Genomic DNA, 18,405 nt, shown 5'->3' with positions numbered 1-18,405 from the left:
GCCCCGGTTTTCGGGGTTCCCACTAGACCGTACAGTCACGGACTACGAGTCCTTACACATTGATCTGACAGAAACGTGACGCCATTTTTTCGGAATTAGTGGCACTTTGTGTCCCCGTTTTCCCCTACAGACGTAGGACAAATGCATAGGCTTAAATCCCGCTCCAGATCGATTTCAAGGAGAAACGCTGGTTGGCGGCTTCACAGGTGCATGCACGGCAGATGATTCGGCAATGGCTTTAAATCAGGGATGACAAGGATATGAATCTGACCGGCAGTCTTCGCAACATGGAAAACCCGCACTTCTACTGGCAACTGGGCGAGTTGATCGCCAGTACGGGGAACGAACGATTCGCCTCCAACATGTTTCAGTTGGTCGACACCCTGGTGCCGGTCAACCGGGTCGATCTCAGCGAATGGACACTCGACGAGCGCGAGGCCAGCGTGGTCGAGATCAAGGCATTGGGCAGCGCCGGTTTGCCGGATACCTTCCCGCCCCCGGACCCGCTGCAATGTCAGGACGATCATCCGCTGTTGCAGAAGATGATCGAGATGAATGACTCGCTGCTGATTCAACTCAAGGCCTCGCTGCAGCAACGACACCCGCACCACAGCGTCCATCAGTGCAATCTGGTGTCACGCACCTCCAACCGCCGCTGTGTCATCTCATTCTGCCGCCCTCACACGCACCGGGTGTTTTCCCTGCCGGAGCTGTCGTTTCTCAAAAGCCTGTCCGACACCCTGCTGCCGTTGATCGAGCGTCATGCGCAGATCCGTCGGCAAATCATCGCCAGACAACCGCGCCCACTTCAGGCCGATCAGGAGCAGACACCGTTGCAACAGGTGTTCGACGAGCGCCTGGCACTGGGCGACATCACCCTGTCAGTCCGTGAGAAGGAAGTCTGCCTGGGCCTGCTGACCGGCGGCACCGTGCCGCAGATGGCCGAGCGGTTGCGGGTCAAGAACAGCTCGATCGAGACCTACCTCAAACGCGCGGCGGCCAAACTCGGGGTCAGCGGGCGTCACGGTCTGGCGAAATGGATGGCCGGGGCCTGATCCGGCGTTTTCTCATCACGGGCCTTCGCGCCTACTCCTATTTGTGAACGAGGCTGTTTGATGTCCAGGTTGCCGATCTCCCTGCTGTCCATGGCGTTGCTGATGGGCGGCTGCTCGCTGATTCCCGATTACCAGCGTCCCACATCACCCAGCGCGGCGCAGTATCCAAACGGCCCCGCCTACCCTGCGCCAACCCGGACCACGACCGCTGTCGAGGACTGGCGCGGGCTGTTCAATGACCCGGCGTTGCAGCAGCTGATTGAAAGCGCACTGGTCAACAACCGTGACCTGCGCGTTGCGGCACTGAACGTCGAAGCATTCCAGGCGCAGTACCGCATTCAACGCGCCGATCTGCTGCCGGCGGTTTCAGCCAATGCCAATGAGTTGCGCCAACGGGTGCCGGCCAGCGTGACCAAAACCAAAGCGGCGATTACTTCGACCTATTCCGTGAACCTTGGCATCAGCGCCTACGAGCTGGATTTCTTTGGCCGGGTCCGCAGCCTCAGCGAACAGGCCTTGATGAGCTGGCTGGCCACCGAAGAAGCCCGGCGCAGCGCGCAACTGAGCCTGGTGGCCAACGTCGCCAATGCCTACCTGACCTGGCGCGCCGACCAGGAACTGCTGGCACTGGCGCAAGAGACTTTGGCAGCTGACGAGAAAAGCCTGCACCTGACCACCCGCAATCGCGAGGCCGGCAAGTCCTCGGCGCTGGACCAGATCCAGGCGCAGACCAGCGTCGACAGCACTCGTGCCAGTCTTGCCCGCTATCAGCGACAGGTGGCCCAGGACTTGAACAGCCTGACGCTGCTGGTCGGTGCACCGGTTCCGGAGACTCTGCCGGCACGTCCACTGGCCAGTGATCTGGTTGCGCAAGTACCAGCCGGAATGCCGTCGGATCTGCTGCAACGCCGGCCGGACATTCTTCAGGCCGAATACAAGCTCAAGGCTGCCAACGCCAATATCGGCGCGGCCCGGGCGGCGTTTTTCCCCAGCGTCAGCCTGACCGCCAATGCCGGCACGTCGAGTCGGGACCTGTCGGGACTGTTCAAGGGCGGCTCCGGCGCCTGGACATTCCAGCCGCAGATCAACCTGCCGATCTTCAACGCCGGCAGCCTGCGCGCCAGCCTCGATTACGCGAAGCTGCAGAAGGACATCACGGTCGCCGAATACGAAAAGACCATTCAGACAGCATTTCAGGAAGTGTCCGACGGTCTCGCTGCGCGGGAAACCTATCAGCAACAACTCCAGGCCCAGCGCGATCTGGTGCAGGCGACTCAGGACTACTACGACATGGCGCAGCACCGTTACCGGACCGGTGTCGACAGTAGCCTGACGTTTCTCGATGCCCAGCGTTCGCTGTTCAGTTCGCAGCAAGGTCTGATCTCCGACCGGTTGGCGCAACTGGTGGCACAAGTGAACCTGTACACCGCACTGGGCGGCAGCTGGAGCCCGGTCGAACCGTCGCCGCAATAACCACAGGTCATGTTTTCTTACACCTTTTGTCGCCATATCCGACATCCATCGGTGATCAAAAACCGACCTGCCGGTTCATTTTGGTATCATGCGCCGCTTTTACGGTTAACCCCCCGCCTGTCTTGCTGACCGGCGGGCTGCAAAGGGCGGTATTAGATGACGGCTTTGTTGACTCGCCGCAAGGTGCTTGCGGGAATGGGCGTGCTCGGTCTGGGCCTGCTCGCCGGCTGCGACACCCGTGGCCAACTGTCGTACAAGTACGGCAAGGATCTGAGCGACAAGATCCTCGGACGCACCTTCAAGCTCAAGGACACCGAAGGCAACACCGTGACGCTGTCGAGCTTTCGCGGCCTGATGCCGATGATTTTCTTCGGTTTCACCCAATGCCCGGCCGTCTGCCCGACGACCCTGGCCCGCGCGGCGAAAATCAAGAAGCTGATGGGCAAGGATGGCGACATCCTGCAAGTGGTGTTCATCACCCTCGACCCGGAACGCGACACGCCGCAAATCCTCGACGCCTACGTCAAGACCTTCGACCCGAGCTTCGTCGCCCTGTACGGCACCCTCGAGGAAACCAAGGCCACCGCCAAGGAATTCGACGTCTTCTACGAAAAAGTCCCTGCCGGCGACACCTACACCCTGTCGCACACGTCCACCAGTTATGTCTACGACACCCGCGGCAACCTGCGCGTGGGTCTGTCCCAATCGCTTTCTGCACAAGAGTGTACGGAAGATTTGCAAACCGTCATGGAGGTCTGCTGATGAACCCTTTTCTGAACAACATCAAACGTGCCGCACTGGGCCTGTCCCTGCTGGGCCTGGCCTTCCAGGTTTCCGCGCAGACCAGGGTCGATGACGCCTGGGTCCGTGCAACCGTGCCGAACCAGTCGGCCAGCGGCGCGTTCATGACCGTCACCGCCGACAGCGACAGCAAACTGCTCAGCGTTGCCTCGCCGGTGGCCAAGGACGTGCAGATTCATGAAATGACCATGAAGAACGACGTGATGAGCATGGGCCCGGTCAACTCGGTCGACCTGCCGGCCGGCAAGGCTGTGAAGTTCGATCCGAACGGCTACCACGTGATGCTGATGGGCCTGAACGGTCAACTGAAGGAAGGCGAAACCGTGCCGCTGACCCTGACCGTGGAAAATGCCAAGGGCGAGAAACAGGCCATCGAAGTCCAGGCGCCAGTACGCTCGTTGACCAACATGGAAGGCCACGATCACAGCAAGATGCATTGATCTGACTTTGCGGTAACAAAAAACGGGACAGACTGATCGACAATCAGACTGTCCCTTTTTTTTGTTTTTAGCGTGTGTCGCTTCGCTTACCTCAAATCAGCATTGCCAGTGGATACGCGCAGCGACAGGTCAGTTGTCTTCATGAGGCTACGTTTCTTCAAGATTACGGGCCAATGCGTAGTGAACGACCGACCGGGAAACGTTCTGCCGATCAAGCTTCTGGACATGTTCCAGCAAACCCGCGATCAAACGCTGCTTGCGCAGTTTTTTCTCTATTCGCACAAGAGTGTAGAAAGCAATACCGATCAACAGGCCCCAGCCCGCGAAAAACCAGGTTCCAACAGACCCCAGCAGCAGTGCAAACCAGAACGGTGTGCTGCTCGGTTTTGCCTCGATAAGTTCCGTGTAGATGTATTCGCCATCATCCAGCAAACCCGCGTCACCGCTGCGGTAATTACGCAGAAGCGCATAAATAATGTCGTCGGTCGTTTCGGTCGAGGCAGAAATAATCTGGACCTCATCACCTGGACGAACCTGGAAATTCAAGCGTGAAATGTCAATCGCACTCTCATCGCCCTCCTCGTCCCGAACCCAGATCACATCCTCTTCCCGGTGACGTGGTTCACTGAGTTGATCGGCGCGAACAACCTTCCCTACCGTCTCCCAGAACTCGATCACGATGTTATCGAAGACATAATCCTTCATGGCAATTCCTTGAGATCCCTGCAGAACGATACGTAAAGGGAAAATACATTGGGCCCCGAATGCTACTGAGTGGCCACTACCCTGTCCAGAAAGGCGGCGAGAGTGGGCCTGCGACTGCAAGCCTTAAACAGCCTGAAACAATAAATCTGCCGTCGATGGTTCCCCGTTCATTTGCTGCAATCGGGCTGACACGAACGCCGGTCACGACTTCAGGCCCTGTGCCGCGCTTTGGCAAGCAGATCAGCCCCGTGTTTAAAAAGGCGATCAGACAGCCCACCCTTGGTATCATCGCGCACACTTTTATGACGGTTTGATGGCTGGAAGGTCTTTTTTGTGAGCGCTCTTTTTCAACGGCTTCGGCACCCCGACGCCCGTCTTCTTTCTCTGGTTTTTCTGGTACTGATCGTGCCGGTGTGCCTGCGTGCGGCACTCGGCTGGTCGAGCCTGTTCGGCTATCTTTCGGACCTGGCCATCGGCAGCCTGCTGGTGGTTCTGTTGCATCGCCGGCCATGGTGGCTGGCCCTGCCGGTGCTGGTGTTCTGGGGGCTGCTGGCGGTGGCGACGGCGGAACTGGTCAGCGCGGTCGGGCGCCTGCCCAATCCCCAGGACCTGCATTACCTGATCGACCCGCAATTCGTCGAGAACTCCACCGGCGGCGGTTTCGCCCATCCGGGAGTGGCCGGTGCATTGCTGCTGGGCCTGTTGCTGTGGCTGGCGACGCAGTGGGCAAACCGCGGAACACCTGCCCCGGCCCTGCCCCGCGCCGTGTGGTCGGCACCGGTGTTGCTGTTCGCTGCGCATTGGGGCGCACAGAATCTTTCGCCGAGCGACGCCGACCCATGGCGTCTGTACAACCTGCCGCATCAGTTGCTCGCCGCCCAGGTCGCCGACGCGCAGATGCAGGCCGAAGAATGGCTGGAAGGCGGTAGCGAAGTACCTCCACCCTCGATGGCCGGGCTCACCGACCTCGACTTGAACGGCCACTCGTTACTGGCCGCAAAAGGTCAGGCACGCAACGTGCTGATCGTTGCCGTAGAAGGCATTCCCGGCGCCTACATCCGCGCCAATCGCGAGGCCATCGGCAGCCATTATCAGGAAGATCTGATGCCCAAGCTCAGCCGGTGGGCCGAGCGCGGCATGAACACGCCGGATTACGTATTGCACACGCACCAGACCATTCGCGGCCTGTACGCCATGCTCTGCGGCGATTACGACAAGTTGAACAACGGCACGCCCAAAGGCGTGGAAATGCTGACCCAGAACGAACGCAACCAGGCCTGCCTGCCGGCCCAATTGCGTCAGAACGGTTTCACCACGCACTACCTGCAAGGCGCCGGCCTGCGCTTCATGGCCAAAGACAAGATCATGCCGCACATCGGCTTCGATGCGACCCATGGTCTTGAGTGGTTCACCAACGCCAACTACCTGGAATTCCCGTGGGGCAAGGACGACAAGGCCTTCTTCGAAGGCGCACTGGGTTACGTCGGCCAACTGAAAAAACAGAAAAAACCGTGGATGCTGACTCTGCTGACCGTCGGCACCCATCAGCCCTACTCCGCGCCGGAAGACTACCTGCAACGCTACGACACGCCGAAACAGGCCGCCGTCGGCTATCTGGACGATGCCCTGGACCAGTTCCTCAGCGGCCTCGAACGTCAGGGCGTGCTGAAAGACACGCTGGTGGTGATCACCTCGGACGAATCCCATGGCATCGATGGCGTGCGGCTCGCCTCGTCCTGGGGTTTCAACCTGACCCTCGCACCGGAACAGGCGCAGTTGCCACACCTGAACGCCGGGGTCTACGGGCATGTCGATCTGAGCGCGTCGATCCTCGATTACTTTGACCTGCCGGTGCCCGCCGCACTCAGCGGCCGCTCGCTGTTTCGCGACTACGACACCGGGCGCGAAATCATGTCGTTCACCAACGGCAAACTGCGCTACCACGACGGCCACGGCATCCTGACCGAGTGCGATATGCCACGCCGCTGCCGCGCTTACGCCAGCCAAGGTTTCATCGCCGAAAGCGCCACGTTCAAGGGCAATGCCAGCGGCCAGAATGCGCGGCAGATTGCGGCCCGCGCCGATGCGCTGGACCTGTCGCTGCTGCGCACTCCGCTGAACCAGCGCTATCAGTTCGGCAGCGACAACGTCATCCCGCTGCAAGCGCAGATCAAGGATGACTGGGCCGACAACCTGATCGGCGCGCAGTACCTGGAAATGCCCAAGGGCTCGCACACTCGCGTGCGCCTGACCGTGCGCTCGATGGACCCGCAACAGGCGGCGTACATCCAGCTCAAGGCCAAGGAGTTCGAACAGGACGTGCAACTGGGCCTGCCATCGGAAATGGTCGCCACGGCGGACCAGCCGCTGGAAATGGATTTCAGCTTCGACAACCCGCAACCGCGCAAGGCCTTCTCGTTCCACTTGCTGGGTTATGGGCTGGGGGCGGTGGAAGTCACGGACTTCAGCGTGATCACCGAACTGCCGGGGCAACAGGATCTGCGGGAGGAACTCCCGGAAGACGACACCGCTCAGTCGAGCTGATGCCGACGCCAGCGTCACGCGGTTCGCGGGACGCTGGCGCAGGGACGATCAGAAGGTAGTGCGCAACCCCACCTGAATGCTTCGCCCTTCTGCCGGCGCAATGTCGCGCAGGATCGAGCTGGCGTAGCGCACGGTCTGGTTGGTCAGGTTCTCGGCATTGACGAAGGCCAGCCATTTGCTCTGGCCAACGTCAAAGTGATACCCCACATTTGCACCCAGCGTGGTGTAGCCATCGGTGCTGCTTTCATTGTCCGGCACCCGATGCTGAGAACTGGCGTGCTCCACATCGATCCGTGCCTGCCAGCGATCCAGCTCCCACAGCAGCCCGGTGTTCAAGCGCAATGGTGCGATGCGCGGCAGATCCTGGCCGTTGTCGAGGTTCTTGGCCCGGGTGTAGTCGCCCGACAGTTCCAGCGCGAACTTGCCGTAGGCGCTCTCGCCGAGCTGCCAACGATCCTGGGCTTCGATGCCGCTGAAGCGCGCGCGAACACCGGAGTAGGCATATTCGGGAATGCCGCCTGCGTCCTCTTCACCTTCGTCATTCAGCGTGCGACCGGTGCCGAGCAGACCAATGTAGTTGGAGAAGTGGCTGTAGAACACGCCAACGCTGCCCTTGTGCGTGCCATTGTCGAAACGCAGGGCCAGATCGCTGGAGACGGCTTTCTCCTTCGACAAACCCGCATCCCCGACTTCATACGTGCCGGTCGCGACGTGGGCGCCATTGGCGTACAGCTCATAGAACGTCGGCGCCCGCTCGGTGTAGCCCAGCGTGGCGGCAACCGACCAGACCGGCGTCAGCGTGTAGACCGCACCGGACGACAGGCTGCCGGCGGTGAAACTGCTGGAGCGATCGGCATTGGCGAAGCGCTCGTTGCCTTTGGCGTCCGGGTCGACCGTGGTGTGTTCCAGGCGACCGCCGAGGGTGAACAGCAGGCGATCCGTGACTTGCAGCTCTTCCAGAATGAACAGTGCACCGGCGTTGGTATCGGTCTGCGGCACGAAGGCTTCTTCGCCCAGCGCCGAGAATTCATTGCGGCTGACCTGCGCGCCGATCACCCCGTTGAACGGTCCCAACGGCTGGTGCCGGGCTTCGACCCGCGCCTCGTAACCCTTGTTCTTGAACGTGGTGCCGACCTCGCCGCCCTCGATTTCGCGGTGCTGATAATCGGTGTAGCCGGCGTCGAACTTGACCGAACTGAACGGCCCTTGGAGGTTGCGGATTTCCGAGGCGAACGCGTAGTGCTCCTGCTGCATGCGAATCCGCACATCGTCTTCGGCCGGCGAGCCGTAATTGGAGTCGTAGTTGCTGTACGACAACCCCGCGTAACCGTCATCCCAAGTGTACGACCCGCCCACCGCGCCGCCGTCCTGACGACCGTCGCTGTTGGCCAGGCGATGCTTGCTGGAATCGCCATCGTCGCCCGCCCGTTCGCGGCTGCTTTTGGCGTAGCCGGGGATTTTCAGGTCATTGAACTCGCGAGCGCTGGCGTCCAGGTGCAAGGCGAACTGACCGTTGCCGGCCTCGAGTTTACCCGCGCTGCTGCGGGTAGTGTCGGCGCCGCCATAGCGCAACTCGCCGGCACCGTGGATGCCGTCGATGGCTTCGGTCGGGATGCGGTTGTCGAAGGTGTTGACCACCCCGCCGATGGCGCTGCCGCCGTAGAGCAACGCGGCCGGGCCACGGACGATTTCGATGCGGTCAACGTTGATCGGGTCCAGCGGCACGGCGTGGTCGTAGGACAGCGACGAGGCGTCCAGCGCGCCGACGCCGTTGCGCAGGATGCGGATGCGATCGCCGTCCTGCCCGCGAATGATCGGACGACTGGCGCCCGGGCCGAAGTAGGACGACGACACGCCCGGCTGCTTGTTCAGGGTTTCGCCCAGGCTGCCCTTCTGCTGCAGCGTCAAGTCATCGCCGCTCAACACGGTCGAGGGCGAAGCCAGGGTCTGGCTGCCCAGTGGATTGCCGGTGATGACTTGCGGTTGCAGTTCAAGGGGTTCGGCAGCAAACGCGGGGGATGCGATCAGCAGCGCAGAGGCCAGCAGACTTGGCGGGAAGGAGGGAAAACGGGCTGACATTTCTAGTATTCCGTAAGGCAGAAAGGTAAGGATCGATGCCACTGCCACACGGACATGTCAGTGACATCGATCAGATGAAATCATTTTTATGTTATACAATAACATTTCCAATGGCCATCACGATTCTTGCCCGATGTTTACAACAACCGCTCAAGGACGGGTCTTTCAGCACGCGGTATCGCCGCTTGCGCACGCACGTCCTGCGTTTCTTCGAAAAAATCCTGAACAGACAGCTGTAAAAGACTTTGCCTATCGGCCACCAATAGTCGGCCTATTAGCTGACCTGCCCAGTCGGGTCTAGCCTTACTAATCCGAAGTCGGCACGAGCCGGCCGCAGAAGACCTGATAAGGACCCGAACATGGCAAATGAATCGAAATGCCCGTTCAATCACGCCGCCGGCGGTGGCACGACGAACCGCGATTGGTGGCCGAATCAACTGAACCTGAAAATCCTGAGTCAGCACTCGCCCGCCTCCGATCCGCTGGGCAAGGACTTCGACTACGCCAAGGCTTTCAAAAGCCTGGATTTCCAGGCCCTGAAACGCGATCTGACGGCGCTGATGACCGACTCCCAGGACTGGTGGCCTGCCGACTTCGGCCACTACGGCCCGCTTTTCATCCGCATGGCCTGGCACAGCGCCGGCACCTATCGCACCGCTGACGGCCGTGGTGGCGCCGGTTCCGGCCAGCAACGTTTTGCCCCGCTCAACAGCTGGCCGGACAACGTCAGCCTCGACAAGGCCCGGCGCCTGCTGTGGCCGATCAAACAGAAATATGGCCGCAACATTTCCTGGGCCGACCTGATCGTCCTCACCGGCAACGTCGCGCTGGAATCCATGGGCTTCAAGACTTTCGGATTTTCCGGCGGCCGTCCCGATGTGTGGGAGCCGGATGAAGATGTGTACTGGGGTTCGGAGAACACCTGGCTGGGCGGTGACACCCGCTACGGCAAACATCCCGAAGCCATGCAGGAACCGGGCGACGGCACCCTGGTAGCCGAACCTGCCGAGCACGGCCATGAACAAAGCCGCACCAATCAGGGCGAACGCAATCTGGAAAACCCGCTCGCCGCCGTGCAGATGGGCCTGATCTACGTGAACCCGGAAGGCCCCGAGGGCAATCCCGACCCGGTGGCCTCGGCCCGGGACATCCGTGAAACCTTCGGTCGCATGGCCATGAACGACGAAGAAACCGTCGCCCTGATCGCCGGCGGTCACGCCTTCGGCAAGACCCACGGTGCCGGCCCGGCCGATAACGTCGGCCCGGAACCGGAAGCCGCCGGCCTCGAGCTTCAGGGCCTGGGCTGGAAAAACAGCTTCGGCAGCGGCAAAGGTGCGGACACCATCACCAGCGGTCTGGAAGTCACCTGGACCACCACGCCAACCAAATGGAGCAACAACTACCTGGAAAACCTGTTCGGCTTCGAGTGGGAACTGACCAAAAGCCCGGCCGGCGCCCATCAGTGGAAACCGAAAAACGGCGCCGGAGCCGGCACCATTCCCCATGCTCACGACCCGAACAAACGCATCGACCCGACGATGCTCACCTCTGACCTGGCCCTGCGCTTCGATCCGGCCTACGAGAAGATTTCGCGGCGCTTCCTGGCCAATCCCGATCAACTGGCCGACGCCTTCGCTCGTGCCTGGTACAAACTGATCCACCGGGACATGGGCCCGCTGTCGCGCTATCTCGGTCCGGAAATGCCCAATGAAGAACTGCTGTGGCAAGACCCGATTCCAGAAGCCAATCACCCGCTGATAGGCGACGCCGATGTCACCGCGCTGAAAGACAAAGTACTGGCGTCGGGGCTGTCGGTTTCGGAACTGGTCTCCACCGCCTGGGCGGCCGCTTCGACTTTCCGTGGTTCAGACAAACGCGGCGGCGCCAACGGCGGACGTCTGCGCCTGGCACCGCAACGGTTCTGGCAGGCCAACCAGCCGGAACAACTGGACAAGGTGCTCAAAGACCTCGAAAGCATTCAGAACGAGTTCAACGCCGGGGCATCGGGCAAGAAAGTCTCGCTGGCGGATCTGATCGTGCTGGCCGGCAATGCCGGGGTAGAACAGGCGGCGAAAAACGCCGGCCATTCGGTCACGGTGCCCTTCTCGCCCGGCCGTACCGATGCGACTCAGGAGCAGACTGACGTCGAGTCGTTCGGCTTCCTTGAACCGCACACCGACGGCTTCCGCAACTACGCTGCCAGCACCTATCGCGTGCCGGCCGAAGCGTTGCTGATCGACAAGGCGCAGCTGCTGACGCTCTCGGCGCCAGAACTCACCGTACTGGTTGGCGGACTGCGCGTGCTGGACACCAACGTCGGCAAAACGAAGCACGGCGTGTTCACCGACAAGCCCGGCGCCCTGACCAACGACTTCTTCCGCAACCTGCTGGACATGGGCGTGGAATGGAAACCGACGTCCAAGGCAGCGGATGAATTCGAAGGCCGCGACCGCAAGACCGGTAATGTGAAATGGACAGGAACGCGCGTCGATCTGGTGTTCGGTTCCAACGCGATACTGCGGGCGCTGGCAGAGGTGTATGCCAGTTCCGATGCCAACGAGCAGTTCGTCAACGACTTCGTTGCGGCTTGGGCGAAGGTGATGGATCTGGATCGGTTTGATTTGCGCCAATAGTTTTTCATCCACCCACAAAAACGCCGCTCATCGAGCGGCGTTTTTTATTGCCCTGAAACAGCTTCAGGCAAGGCTTTTGCTGACCACTTCATACACATCACTGGACAGCTGACCGGATGCCAGAATCCGCTCCAGCTCAGCCTTCATCAACGCCTGACGAGCACCGTCATACTTGCGCCAGCGCGTCAGCGGCGCCAATTGACGCGAAGCGATCTGCGGGTTGAAGCCATTGAGTTCGATCACTAGATCCGCGAGGAAGCGATAACCCGAACCGTCCGCCGCGTGGAAGTTGATCAGGTTCTGCCCGGCGAACGCACCGACCAGCGCACGCACCTTGTTCGGGTTCTTGATGTTGAACGCCGGGTGCTGCATCAGGGCTTTGACCCGCGCCAGACCGCCCGGCAAAGTGCTGCCGGCCTGCACGCTGAACCACTGATCCATGACCAGCGGATTGTCCTTGAAGTGCTCGGCGAAACTGGCCAGGGCCTTGGCCTTCTCGTCTTCGAACGGCGAGTTGACCAGCACCGCCAGCGCGGTCAGGCGCTCGGTCATGTTGTCGCAGCTGTCGAACTGCTCCAGCGTTGCCGCCAGCACTTCAGGCTTGCCGCTGAGCATCAGGTACGACAGTGCGATGTTCTGCAACGCGCGACGGGCGAAATGCTCGGCTTCAGCCACGTACGGGGTCTTTTTCGACAGTTCGCGGTTGGCCTGATAACGCTGCCACAGGGCATCGAACAGGTTGTCCGCCAGTTGCTGACGGGCGAATTCACGGGCGGTGTGGATTGCATCCACGTCGGCGGTTTCGCTGATCTCGGTCAGGTAGGCTTCACTCGGCAGCGAGAGCATTTCCGCGACCATCGCCTGATCCAGCGTCTGGTCAGCCAGTACCGTACGCAAGGCAGAAATCAGACGTGGGTCGAGCACCAGGCTTTCGCCCTTCTGCTGCTGACCGATCAGTTCCTGCAACACCTGTACCGACAGTTGCTGGCCGGCATCCCAGCGGTTGAAACCGTCGCTGTCGTGCTGCATCAGGAACATCAGCTGATCGCGGTTGTACGGGAAGCTCAGTTTTACCGGCGCCGAGAAACCACGCAGCAAGGACGGCAGCGGCTGTTCGGCGATATCGACAAAGGTGAAGGTCTGCTCGGCTTCGGTCACCGAAATCACTCGGGTAGTGCCTTGCGCAGCGGCTTCACCGGCCAGACGCAGGGCAATCTCGTTGCCTTGGCTGTCGAGCAGGCCCAGCTCCACCGGGATCACGAACGGCAGTTTTTCAACCTTGTCCGGGGTTTCCGGGCAGCTCTGACGGAAGGTCAGGCTGTAGGTTTTCGCAGCCGAATCGTAGGACTCGCTCACCGCCAGACGCGGTGTGCCGGCCTGGCTGTACCAGCGCTTGAACTGGGTCAGGTCAACGCCATTGGCATCTTCCATGGCCTTGATGAAGTGATCGCAGGTCACGGCCTGGCCGTCATGGCGTTCGAAGTACAGGTCGCTGCCCTTGCGGAAGCCTTCGGCGCCCAGCAGGGTGTGGATCATGCCGACCACTTCCGAGCCCTTTTCGTACACGGTCAGAGTGTAGAAGTTGGAAATCTCGATGAAGCTGTCCGGGCGTACGGCGTGGGCCATGGGACCTGCATCTTCGGCGAACTGGTGGGTACGCAGGTACGCCACGTCCTGAATGCGCTTGACCGTGGCCGAGTTCATGTCGGAAGAGAACCCGGCGTCGCGGAACACGGTAAAGCCTTCCTTGAGCGACAGCTGGAACCAGTCGCGGCAGGTCACGCGGTTGCCCGACCAGTTGTGGAAGTATTCGTGGGCGACGATCGCCTCGACCCGCTGATGCGCGGCGTCGGTGGCGGTTTCGGCGCGGGCCAGCACGGCGCTGGAGTTGAAGATGTTGAGGCCCTTGTTCTCCATGGCGCCCATGTTGAAGTCGTTCACCGCGACGATCATGAAGATGTCCAGATCGTACTCGCGACCGTAGACCTCTTCGTCCCAGCGCATCGACTTCTTCAGGCTGTTCATGGCGTGCTGGCACTTGTCGATGTTTTCCGGCTCGACATAAATGCGCAGCGCCACGTTGCGGTTGGTCATGGTGGTGAAAGAGTCTTCAACGCACCACAAGTCACCGGCCACCAGCGCAAACAGGTACGCCGGTTTCATGAACGGGTCTTCCCAGGTCGCCCAGTGACGGCCGTCTTCGCCGGGGCCGCTGGCGATCGGGTTGCCGTTGGACAGCAGCACCGGATAGCTGTGCTGCTCGGCGACCACGGTGGTGGTGAACTTGCTCATCACGTCCGGGCGGTCGAGGTAATAGGTGATCTTGCGGAAACCTTCGGCCTCGCACTGGGTGCAGAACATCGTGCCGGACTTGTACAGGCCTTCCAGCGCGGTGTTGGTTTCCGGATGGATCCTGACGCTGGTGTCGACCGTGAAGGTTTCGCTCTTCGGCTGCAGGGTCAGGTGATTCTCGGTCAACTGGTAGTCGGCGGCGCTCAGTTCCTGGTCGGCCAGGGTCACCGAGAGCAATTCCAGCTGCTGGCCATCGAGCACCAGCGGCGGCAGGCCCGGGCCACGGGCCGGGTTGCGGCGCATCACCAGTTGCGCGTGGACCAGACTGTGGTCCTCGAACAACTCGAAGGTCAGGTGTGTTTCATCGATCAGGTACTCGGGCGCCTGATAGTCCTTCAGGTAAATCATCTTCGGTTGTTCGGTGCGCATGCTGAAGTCCTTATTGATGCACGGCGAGCTGATAGGCCGTGTACTTGCGAATGTTGATCACGCCGGTGTCGAAGATCAGGTACTGGCCCTTGATCCCCAGCAGCGTGCCTTCGGCAATCGGGTTCTTGTCCAGGTTGAAGCTGACGATCTTGGCCGGGTACTGCTCGACCGGGTAACGGATTTCCAGCGGCTCGACATCGGTGACCGGCTGAATCGCCTGCAGGCCGAAACGTTCATGCAAGCCCTGAAGGCCTTCGGCGCAGCTGGCGAACAGCTGATCGCGCACCTCGGCAAGATCCACCGCCGCCGCGTCGCCCTTGAGCAGCGCGCGCCAGTTGGTCTTGTCCGCCACCTGACTGCGGAACAGGTCTTCGACGAAGCCCGACTGCTGGCGCGTGGCGACGCGCATGATCGGCAGCGCCTGACTGGCGCCCTGATCGAGCCAGCGGGTCGGCAGTTGGGTGGCGCGAGTGATGCCGACCTTGATCCCCGACGAATTGGCGAGATAGACGACGTGGTCGGTCATGCAAAACTTCTCGCCCCACTCCGGTTCCCGGCAGGTGCCGGCGTCGAAGTGGCAGCGCTCCGGGCTCATGATGCACACGTCGCACTGGGCCAGTTTGGTCATGCACGGGTAGCAGTAACCCTGACTGAAACTGGTCTTGGTCTTGCGTCCGCAATGGGTGCAGTGAATCGCCCCCAGGTATTCCAGACGCACCGTGGTGCCGATCAACGGGTTGACCGGCACCTCGACGTCATCCAGTCGAAACGCGTATTGCACGTTCGGCCCGTCCAGGCGCGCCGACATTTTGCTGATTGCACCGCGGCCAATCTCGATCAATGGATGGCGTCCGACTTGAACAGGATGTTCGGCACTTCGATCGACTTCGACGCACACTCCTGCGGGCCCATGTAACCGGTGCGTTCTTCTTCGGGCAGGTTCTGGATTTCCCAGGCGATCATCGCCTGCAGCGACAGCTCGCGCTGTTCGGCGGTGAGCTTGCCACCGTCGGACCATTTGCCGATCTCCACGGCCAGTTTCAGGCTCTGGTAGATATCCGGGGTGATGTTCTTGATCAGGTCGTTAAAAGAGGACATCAGGGTCTCCGTGCTCTTTATTCAAAAATTCAGGCGGCCAGTTTACGGCGGTTGTACAAACCGCCCAACAAACCGGTGAAGCATCCGATGAGTAACCCGCCGACGTGGGCGGCATTGGCGATCTGGCCGAAGCCGATCATCGAGATCAGCCCGGACATGCACACCAGCAACCACACCAGCATCATCACCAGCACGCCGCGGGGCAGACGATAGGCCGGGTTCGGCGCCAGCAGCTGGAAGATCCAGCAGTGACCGAGCAACCCGTAAAGCACACCGGACAGGCCGCCAAACAGGCTCGGGCCGCTCCAGGCAAACTGTGCATAGTTGGAAACGAGGCTGAACAGCAGCGTCAGACCGATGAGGTTGATACTGCCCTGACGCGACTCGATGCGCCGCCCCAGTTCCCAGTACCACATGCCGTTCATGGCCAGGTGCAGGATGCCGAAGTGGATCAGCATCGGCGTGAACAGACGCCACCACTGCCCTGCCGCCAGGCTGTCGGCCAGCGAGGTGAAATGGATGTAGTCGCCGACCACGCGGAAATCGAGGAAAGTCAGCCAGCGCATCGTGTCGAGGTTGTCGCCCAGATACGTCAGGCCGCCCACCAGCAGGCTCAGCAACAGGATGAACCCGGTGGCCTTGGCGTGTTTCAGTTGCTCGGCGAAGCTCGGACGCTTGAAGGTCGGCGCCACCGGAATGTCCAGTTGCTGATCCGGGTCACCTGCCGGGAAGCGCTCGTACAGCGAACGCACGTCTTCGCTGATTTCCGACGGCACCCACAGCACCTGCTCGCCCGACTCTTCGCTGACGCGATGTGGTACCTGCATGCGTTGCAGCAGTTTGACGAAACCGCTCAAGTCCGCCGCCAGTGGCAGACGCAATACCGCTACCGCGCTCATCGCAGCACCTCCGGCCGCTCGACATCGACCCAGACAAATTTATGCGGATCCAGGCGGGTTTCTTGATCCAGACGATAAGCCACCAGTTTGCCGTAGAGCACGGCGCTGTAATCCAGGCACGCGAGGTTCGGGCGGATCGGCGCCGGTTTGCCGCTGCGCCAGTAGTGGCCGACGAACAGCAACGGTTCATCGACGCCGTAACGCAGCAGGGAATTCTTTTCGCTGGAGGTCAGCGGCTTCTGCGCCACCGGCTCCGGCAGTGCATCGGGCTGGAACACGATGTCGCCGTAAGTCTGCGGATCGTCTTCCCAGAATTTGGTGCGGAAGAACGAGCGCACCAGACCGTCGCCGCTGGTCATGGTCAGGCCATCGGGCAGACGCATGTCGGTGCCGCGCAGCAGGCGATCGAAGACGGTGCAGGCAAAGCTGCCCGGTACGGCGGAAGCCTGAAGGAAGTGCTCATCGATGCAGCCATCGGGGAACAGCGCGCGCAACGGCTCGATAAGGCCGGCATCCCAGCAGGCGTGCACGACGCGGAAGCGTCCGGCGTCGACAAACAGCGGCAGCTCATAGAACCAACGCTGGAAGTCGTGCCAGTCACCGGGATGGTCTTCGAACTGAGTCAGGGTTTCATGCAGCAAACGGGCATGACGCGGCGTGTGTTCGCGCACGAACTGCTTGCCGCTGCCAGGTGGCGCCGGCGTGCTCCAGCCCAGGGCGTTGAATTCGTGGTTGCCCATGATGCACAAGGCCTGGCCGGCCTCGACCATGTCATGAACGATGTGCAGCGCCTCGCGAATCCGCGGGCCACGGTCGATGATGTCGCCGACGAACACGGCCATGCGCGAAGGATGCCGCCAGACCCCACCCTGCTTGTGGTAACCGAGGCGGTCCAGCAGGTGTTCCAGGGTCAGGGCGCATCCGTGCACGTCACCGATCAGGTCATAACTGCGCGCGGGATCGAGCATCAGTCGCCTCCACCACCCAGCTTGCTGCCCCAGCCGAGTTTGGTGCGGCAGACCTCGTAGTAGTTGTGGTCGAGCGGATGGATCAGCCGCAGCTTCTGCGCTTTCTTGCTGACGGTGATGGTGTCGCCCGGCGCGCAGGTGAAGTGGTTCTGCCCGTCGCAGGAGACCTGCGGGTAGATCTGCATATCTTTGGACACGACGATTTTCAGCTCACTGTTGCCATCGACCACGATCGGTCTACCCGACAAGGTATGGGGGTACATCGGCACAATCACAATAGCGTCGAGCTTGGGATGCATGATCGGGCCGCCGGCGGACAATGCGTACGCGGTGGAGCCGGTCGGCGTGGCGACGATCAGGCCGTCGGCCTTCTGGCTGCAGACGAACTGGCCGTCGATGTACAGCTCGAACTCGATCATTCGCGTCGATTTGCCCGGGTGCAGCACCACGTCGTTCAGCGCATCGCCCTGGCCGATGGCCTCGGCGTGGCGGCGGACTTCGGCCTGCAGCAGGAAGCGGTTTTCCACCAGATAGTGGCCGTCGAGTACTTCGGCGACCTTGATTTCCAGCTCGTCCGGGCGGATGTCGGTGAGAAAGCCGAGGCTGCCACGGTTGATCCCGAGCACCGGAATGTTGTGTTTGGCCAGCGCCCGTGCCGCGCCGAGCAGGCTGCCGTCACCGCCGACGACGATGACCATGTCGCAGACTTCGCCGAGCATCTTGCGCGACGAGGTTTGCAGGCCGTGGCCGGGCAGGACTTCGGCGATGGTGTCTTCGAGGATCACATGCAGGTGACGATCGAGCAGAAAGCGTTTCAGTCGGCGGACGGTATCCAGCACCTGGGAACTGCCCAGGCGACCGATGATGCCGATATTACGAAATTGCTCCATGGGACTCCTGCTGGGGCTGCGACGGCGAAAACGACGATTATGGGCGAAAGCGCCGGATAGACAAAACCCTTTCAGCCCGAGAGTGCGCCTGCGTTTAAG

Annotated in this window: 14 protein-coding genes; 6 read left to right on the top strand and 8 right to left on the bottom strand. The window is 61.1% G+C overall.

The genetic code is table 11. The annotated features are described in order from the left end of the window. Positions 1–260: 260 nt before the first annotated feature. From M5B44_RS09745 to M5B44_RS09730, 4 genes are all read left to right on the top strand, one after another. Positions 261–1,055: a helix-turn-helix transcriptional regulator gene (locus tag M5B44_RS09745; protein WP_085708573.1), complete on the top strand. Its 795-nt coding sequence runs from the start codon at positions 261–263 to the stop codon at positions 1,053–1,055. 60 nt (positions 1,056–1,115) lie between these two features. Then, the gene (locus M5B44_RS09740) at positions 1,116–2,528 is read left to right on the top strand and encodes an efflux transporter outer membrane subunit (RefSeq protein ID WP_248738997.1); all 1,413 of its coding nucleotides are present in this window, start codon (positions 1,116–1,118) and stop codon (positions 2,526–2,528) included. A gap of 156 nt (positions 2,529–2,684) precedes the next feature. Further along, positions 2,685–3,290: an SCO family protein gene (locus M5B44_RS09735; protein WP_085708575.1), complete on the top strand. Its 606-nt coding sequence runs from the start codon at positions 2,685–2,687 to the stop codon at positions 3,288–3,290. Beyond that, the gene (locus M5B44_RS09730) at positions 3,290–3,769 is read left to right on the top strand and encodes a copper chaperone PCu(A)C (RefSeq protein ID WP_085708576.1); all 480 of its coding nucleotides are present in this window, start codon (positions 3,290–3,292) and stop codon (positions 3,767–3,769) included. Before M5B44_RS09735 ends, M5B44_RS09730 begins: the two co-directional genes overlap by 1 nt. 147 nt (positions 3,770–3,916) lie before the next feature. Here M5B44_RS09730 and M5B44_RS09725 read toward each other — a convergent pair whose 3' ends face one another. Continuing rightward, a complete protein-coding gene (locus tag M5B44_RS09725) occupies positions 3,917–4,474 on the bottom strand; it encodes a hypothetical protein (RefSeq protein WP_248738996.1) in 558 nt (185 codons plus the stop codon). 333 nt (positions 4,475–4,807) lie between these two features. Here M5B44_RS09725 and M5B44_RS09720 point away from each other — a divergent pair, with 333 nt between their 5' ends. After that, positions 4,808–7,018: an LTA synthase family protein gene (locus M5B44_RS09720; RefSeq protein WP_248738995.1), complete on the top strand. Its 2,211-nt coding sequence runs from the start codon at positions 4,808–4,810 to the stop codon at positions 7,016–7,018. A gap of 48 nt (positions 7,019–7,066) precedes the next feature. Here the strand turns inward: M5B44_RS09720 and M5B44_RS09715 are convergent, their stop codons facing one another. Next, entirely contained in the window at positions 7,067–9,097 is a 2,031-nt protein-coding gene (locus M5B44_RS09715; RefSeq protein ID WP_248738994.1) for a TonB-dependent receptor, read from the bottom strand. 359 nt (positions 9,098–9,456) lie between these two features. On the opposite strand from M5B44_RS09715, the gene katG reads away from it, so the two are divergent. Beyond that, the gene (gene katG, locus M5B44_RS09710; protein ID WP_248738993.1) at positions 9,457–11,730 is read left to right on the top strand and encodes a catalase/peroxidase HPI; all 2,274 of its coding nucleotides are present in this window, start codon (positions 9,457–9,459) and stop codon (positions 11,728–11,730) included. 63 nt (positions 11,731–11,793) lie between these two features. Here the strand turns inward: katG and pepN are convergent, their stop codons facing one another. Genes pepN through M5B44_RS09680 form a run of 6 tightly spaced genes read right to left on the bottom strand, consistent with a single transcriptional unit; the run spans position 11,794 to position 18,306 of the window. Continuing rightward, positions 11,794–14,451, bottom strand: a complete 2,658-nt coding sequence (pepN, locus tag M5B44_RS09705) for an aminopeptidase N (RefSeq protein ID WP_248738992.1) — start codon at positions 14,449–14,451, stop codon at positions 11,794–11,796. 10 nt (positions 14,452–14,461) lie between these two features. Continuing rightward, positions 14,462–15,292: a DUF2797 domain-containing protein gene (locus M5B44_RS09700; RefSeq protein ID WP_248738991.1), complete on the bottom strand. Its 831-nt coding sequence runs from the start codon at positions 15,290–15,292 to the stop codon at positions 14,462–14,464. Next, a complete protein-coding gene (locus M5B44_RS09695; protein WP_085698878.1) occupies positions 15,289–15,549 on the bottom strand; it encodes a YeaC family protein in 261 nt (86 codons plus the stop codon). The genes M5B44_RS09700 and M5B44_RS09695 overlap by 4 nt, the downstream gene beginning before the upstream one ends. A gap of 29 nt (positions 15,550–15,578) precedes the next feature. Then, positions 15,579–16,448: a rhomboid family intramembrane serine protease gene (locus M5B44_RS09690; protein WP_085733061.1), complete on the bottom strand. Its 870-nt coding sequence runs from the start codon at positions 16,446–16,448 to the stop codon at positions 15,579–15,581. Then, entirely contained in the window at positions 16,445–17,419 is a 975-nt protein-coding gene (locus tag M5B44_RS09685; protein ID WP_371856526.1) for a metallophosphoesterase, read from the bottom strand. Before M5B44_RS09685 ends, M5B44_RS09690 begins: the two co-directional genes overlap by 4 nt. Beyond that, positions 17,416–18,306: an NAD(+) kinase gene (locus M5B44_RS09680; protein WP_011333623.1), complete on the bottom strand. Its 891-nt coding sequence runs from the start codon at positions 18,304–18,306 to the stop codon at positions 17,416–17,418. Before M5B44_RS09680 ends, M5B44_RS09685 begins: the two co-directional genes overlap by 4 nt. Positions 18,307–18,405: the final 99 nt, after the last annotated feature.

The sequence above is a fragment of the Pseudomonas sp. MWU12-2029 genome, assembly GCF_023242425.1.
GTDB classification, from domain to species: domain Bacteria; phylum Pseudomonadota; class Gammaproteobacteria; order Pseudomonadales; family Pseudomonadaceae; genus Aquipseudomonas; species Aquipseudomonas kribbensis.
The sequence above is the reverse complement of the archived record's forward strand: the minus strand, read 5'-3'. Positions and strand labels throughout refer to the sequence as shown.

Bases quoted from the DNA above. Each gene is read 5' to 3' on its own strand.
- M5B44_RS09745 (WP_085708573.1), top strand. From the start codon at position 261: ATGAATCTGACCGGCAGTCTTCGCAACATGGAAAACCCGCACTTCTAC.
- M5B44_RS09740 (WP_248738997.1), top strand. From the start codon at position 1,116: ATGTCCAGGTTGCCGATCTCCCTGCTGTCCATGGCGTTGCTGATGGGC.
- M5B44_RS09735 (WP_085708575.1), top strand. From the start codon at position 2,685: ATGACGGCTTTGTTGACTCGCCGCAAGGTGCTTGCGGGAATGGGCGTG.
- M5B44_RS09730 (WP_085708576.1), top strand. From the start codon at position 3,290: ATGAACCCTTTTCTGAACAACATCAAACGTGCCGCACTGGGCCTGTCC.
- M5B44_RS09725 (WP_248738996.1), bottom strand. From the start codon at position 4,474: ATGAAGGATTATGTCTTCGATAACATCGTGATCGAGTTCTGGGAGACG.
- M5B44_RS09715 (WP_248738994.1), bottom strand. From the start codon at position 9,097: ATGTCAGCCCGTTTTCCCTCCTTCCCGCCAAGTCTGCTGGCCTCTGCG.
- katG (WP_248738993.1), top strand. From the start codon at position 9,457: ATGGCAAATGAATCGAAATGCCCGTTCAATCACGCCGCCGGCGGTGGC.
- pepN (WP_248738992.1), bottom strand. From the start codon at position 14,451: ATGCGCACCGAACAACCGAAGATGATTTACCTGAAGGACTATCAGGCG.
- M5B44_RS09695 (WP_085698878.1), bottom strand. From the start codon at position 15,549: ATGTCCTCTTTTAACGACCTGATCAAGAACATCACCCCGGATATCTAC.
- M5B44_RS09690 (WP_085733061.1), bottom strand. From the start codon at position 16,448: ATGAGCGCGGTAGCGGTATTGCGTCTGCCACTGGCGGCGGACTTGAGC.
- M5B44_RS09680 (WP_011333623.1), bottom strand. From the start codon at position 18,306: ATGGAGCAATTTCGTAATATCGGCATCATCGGTCGCCTGGGCAGTTCC.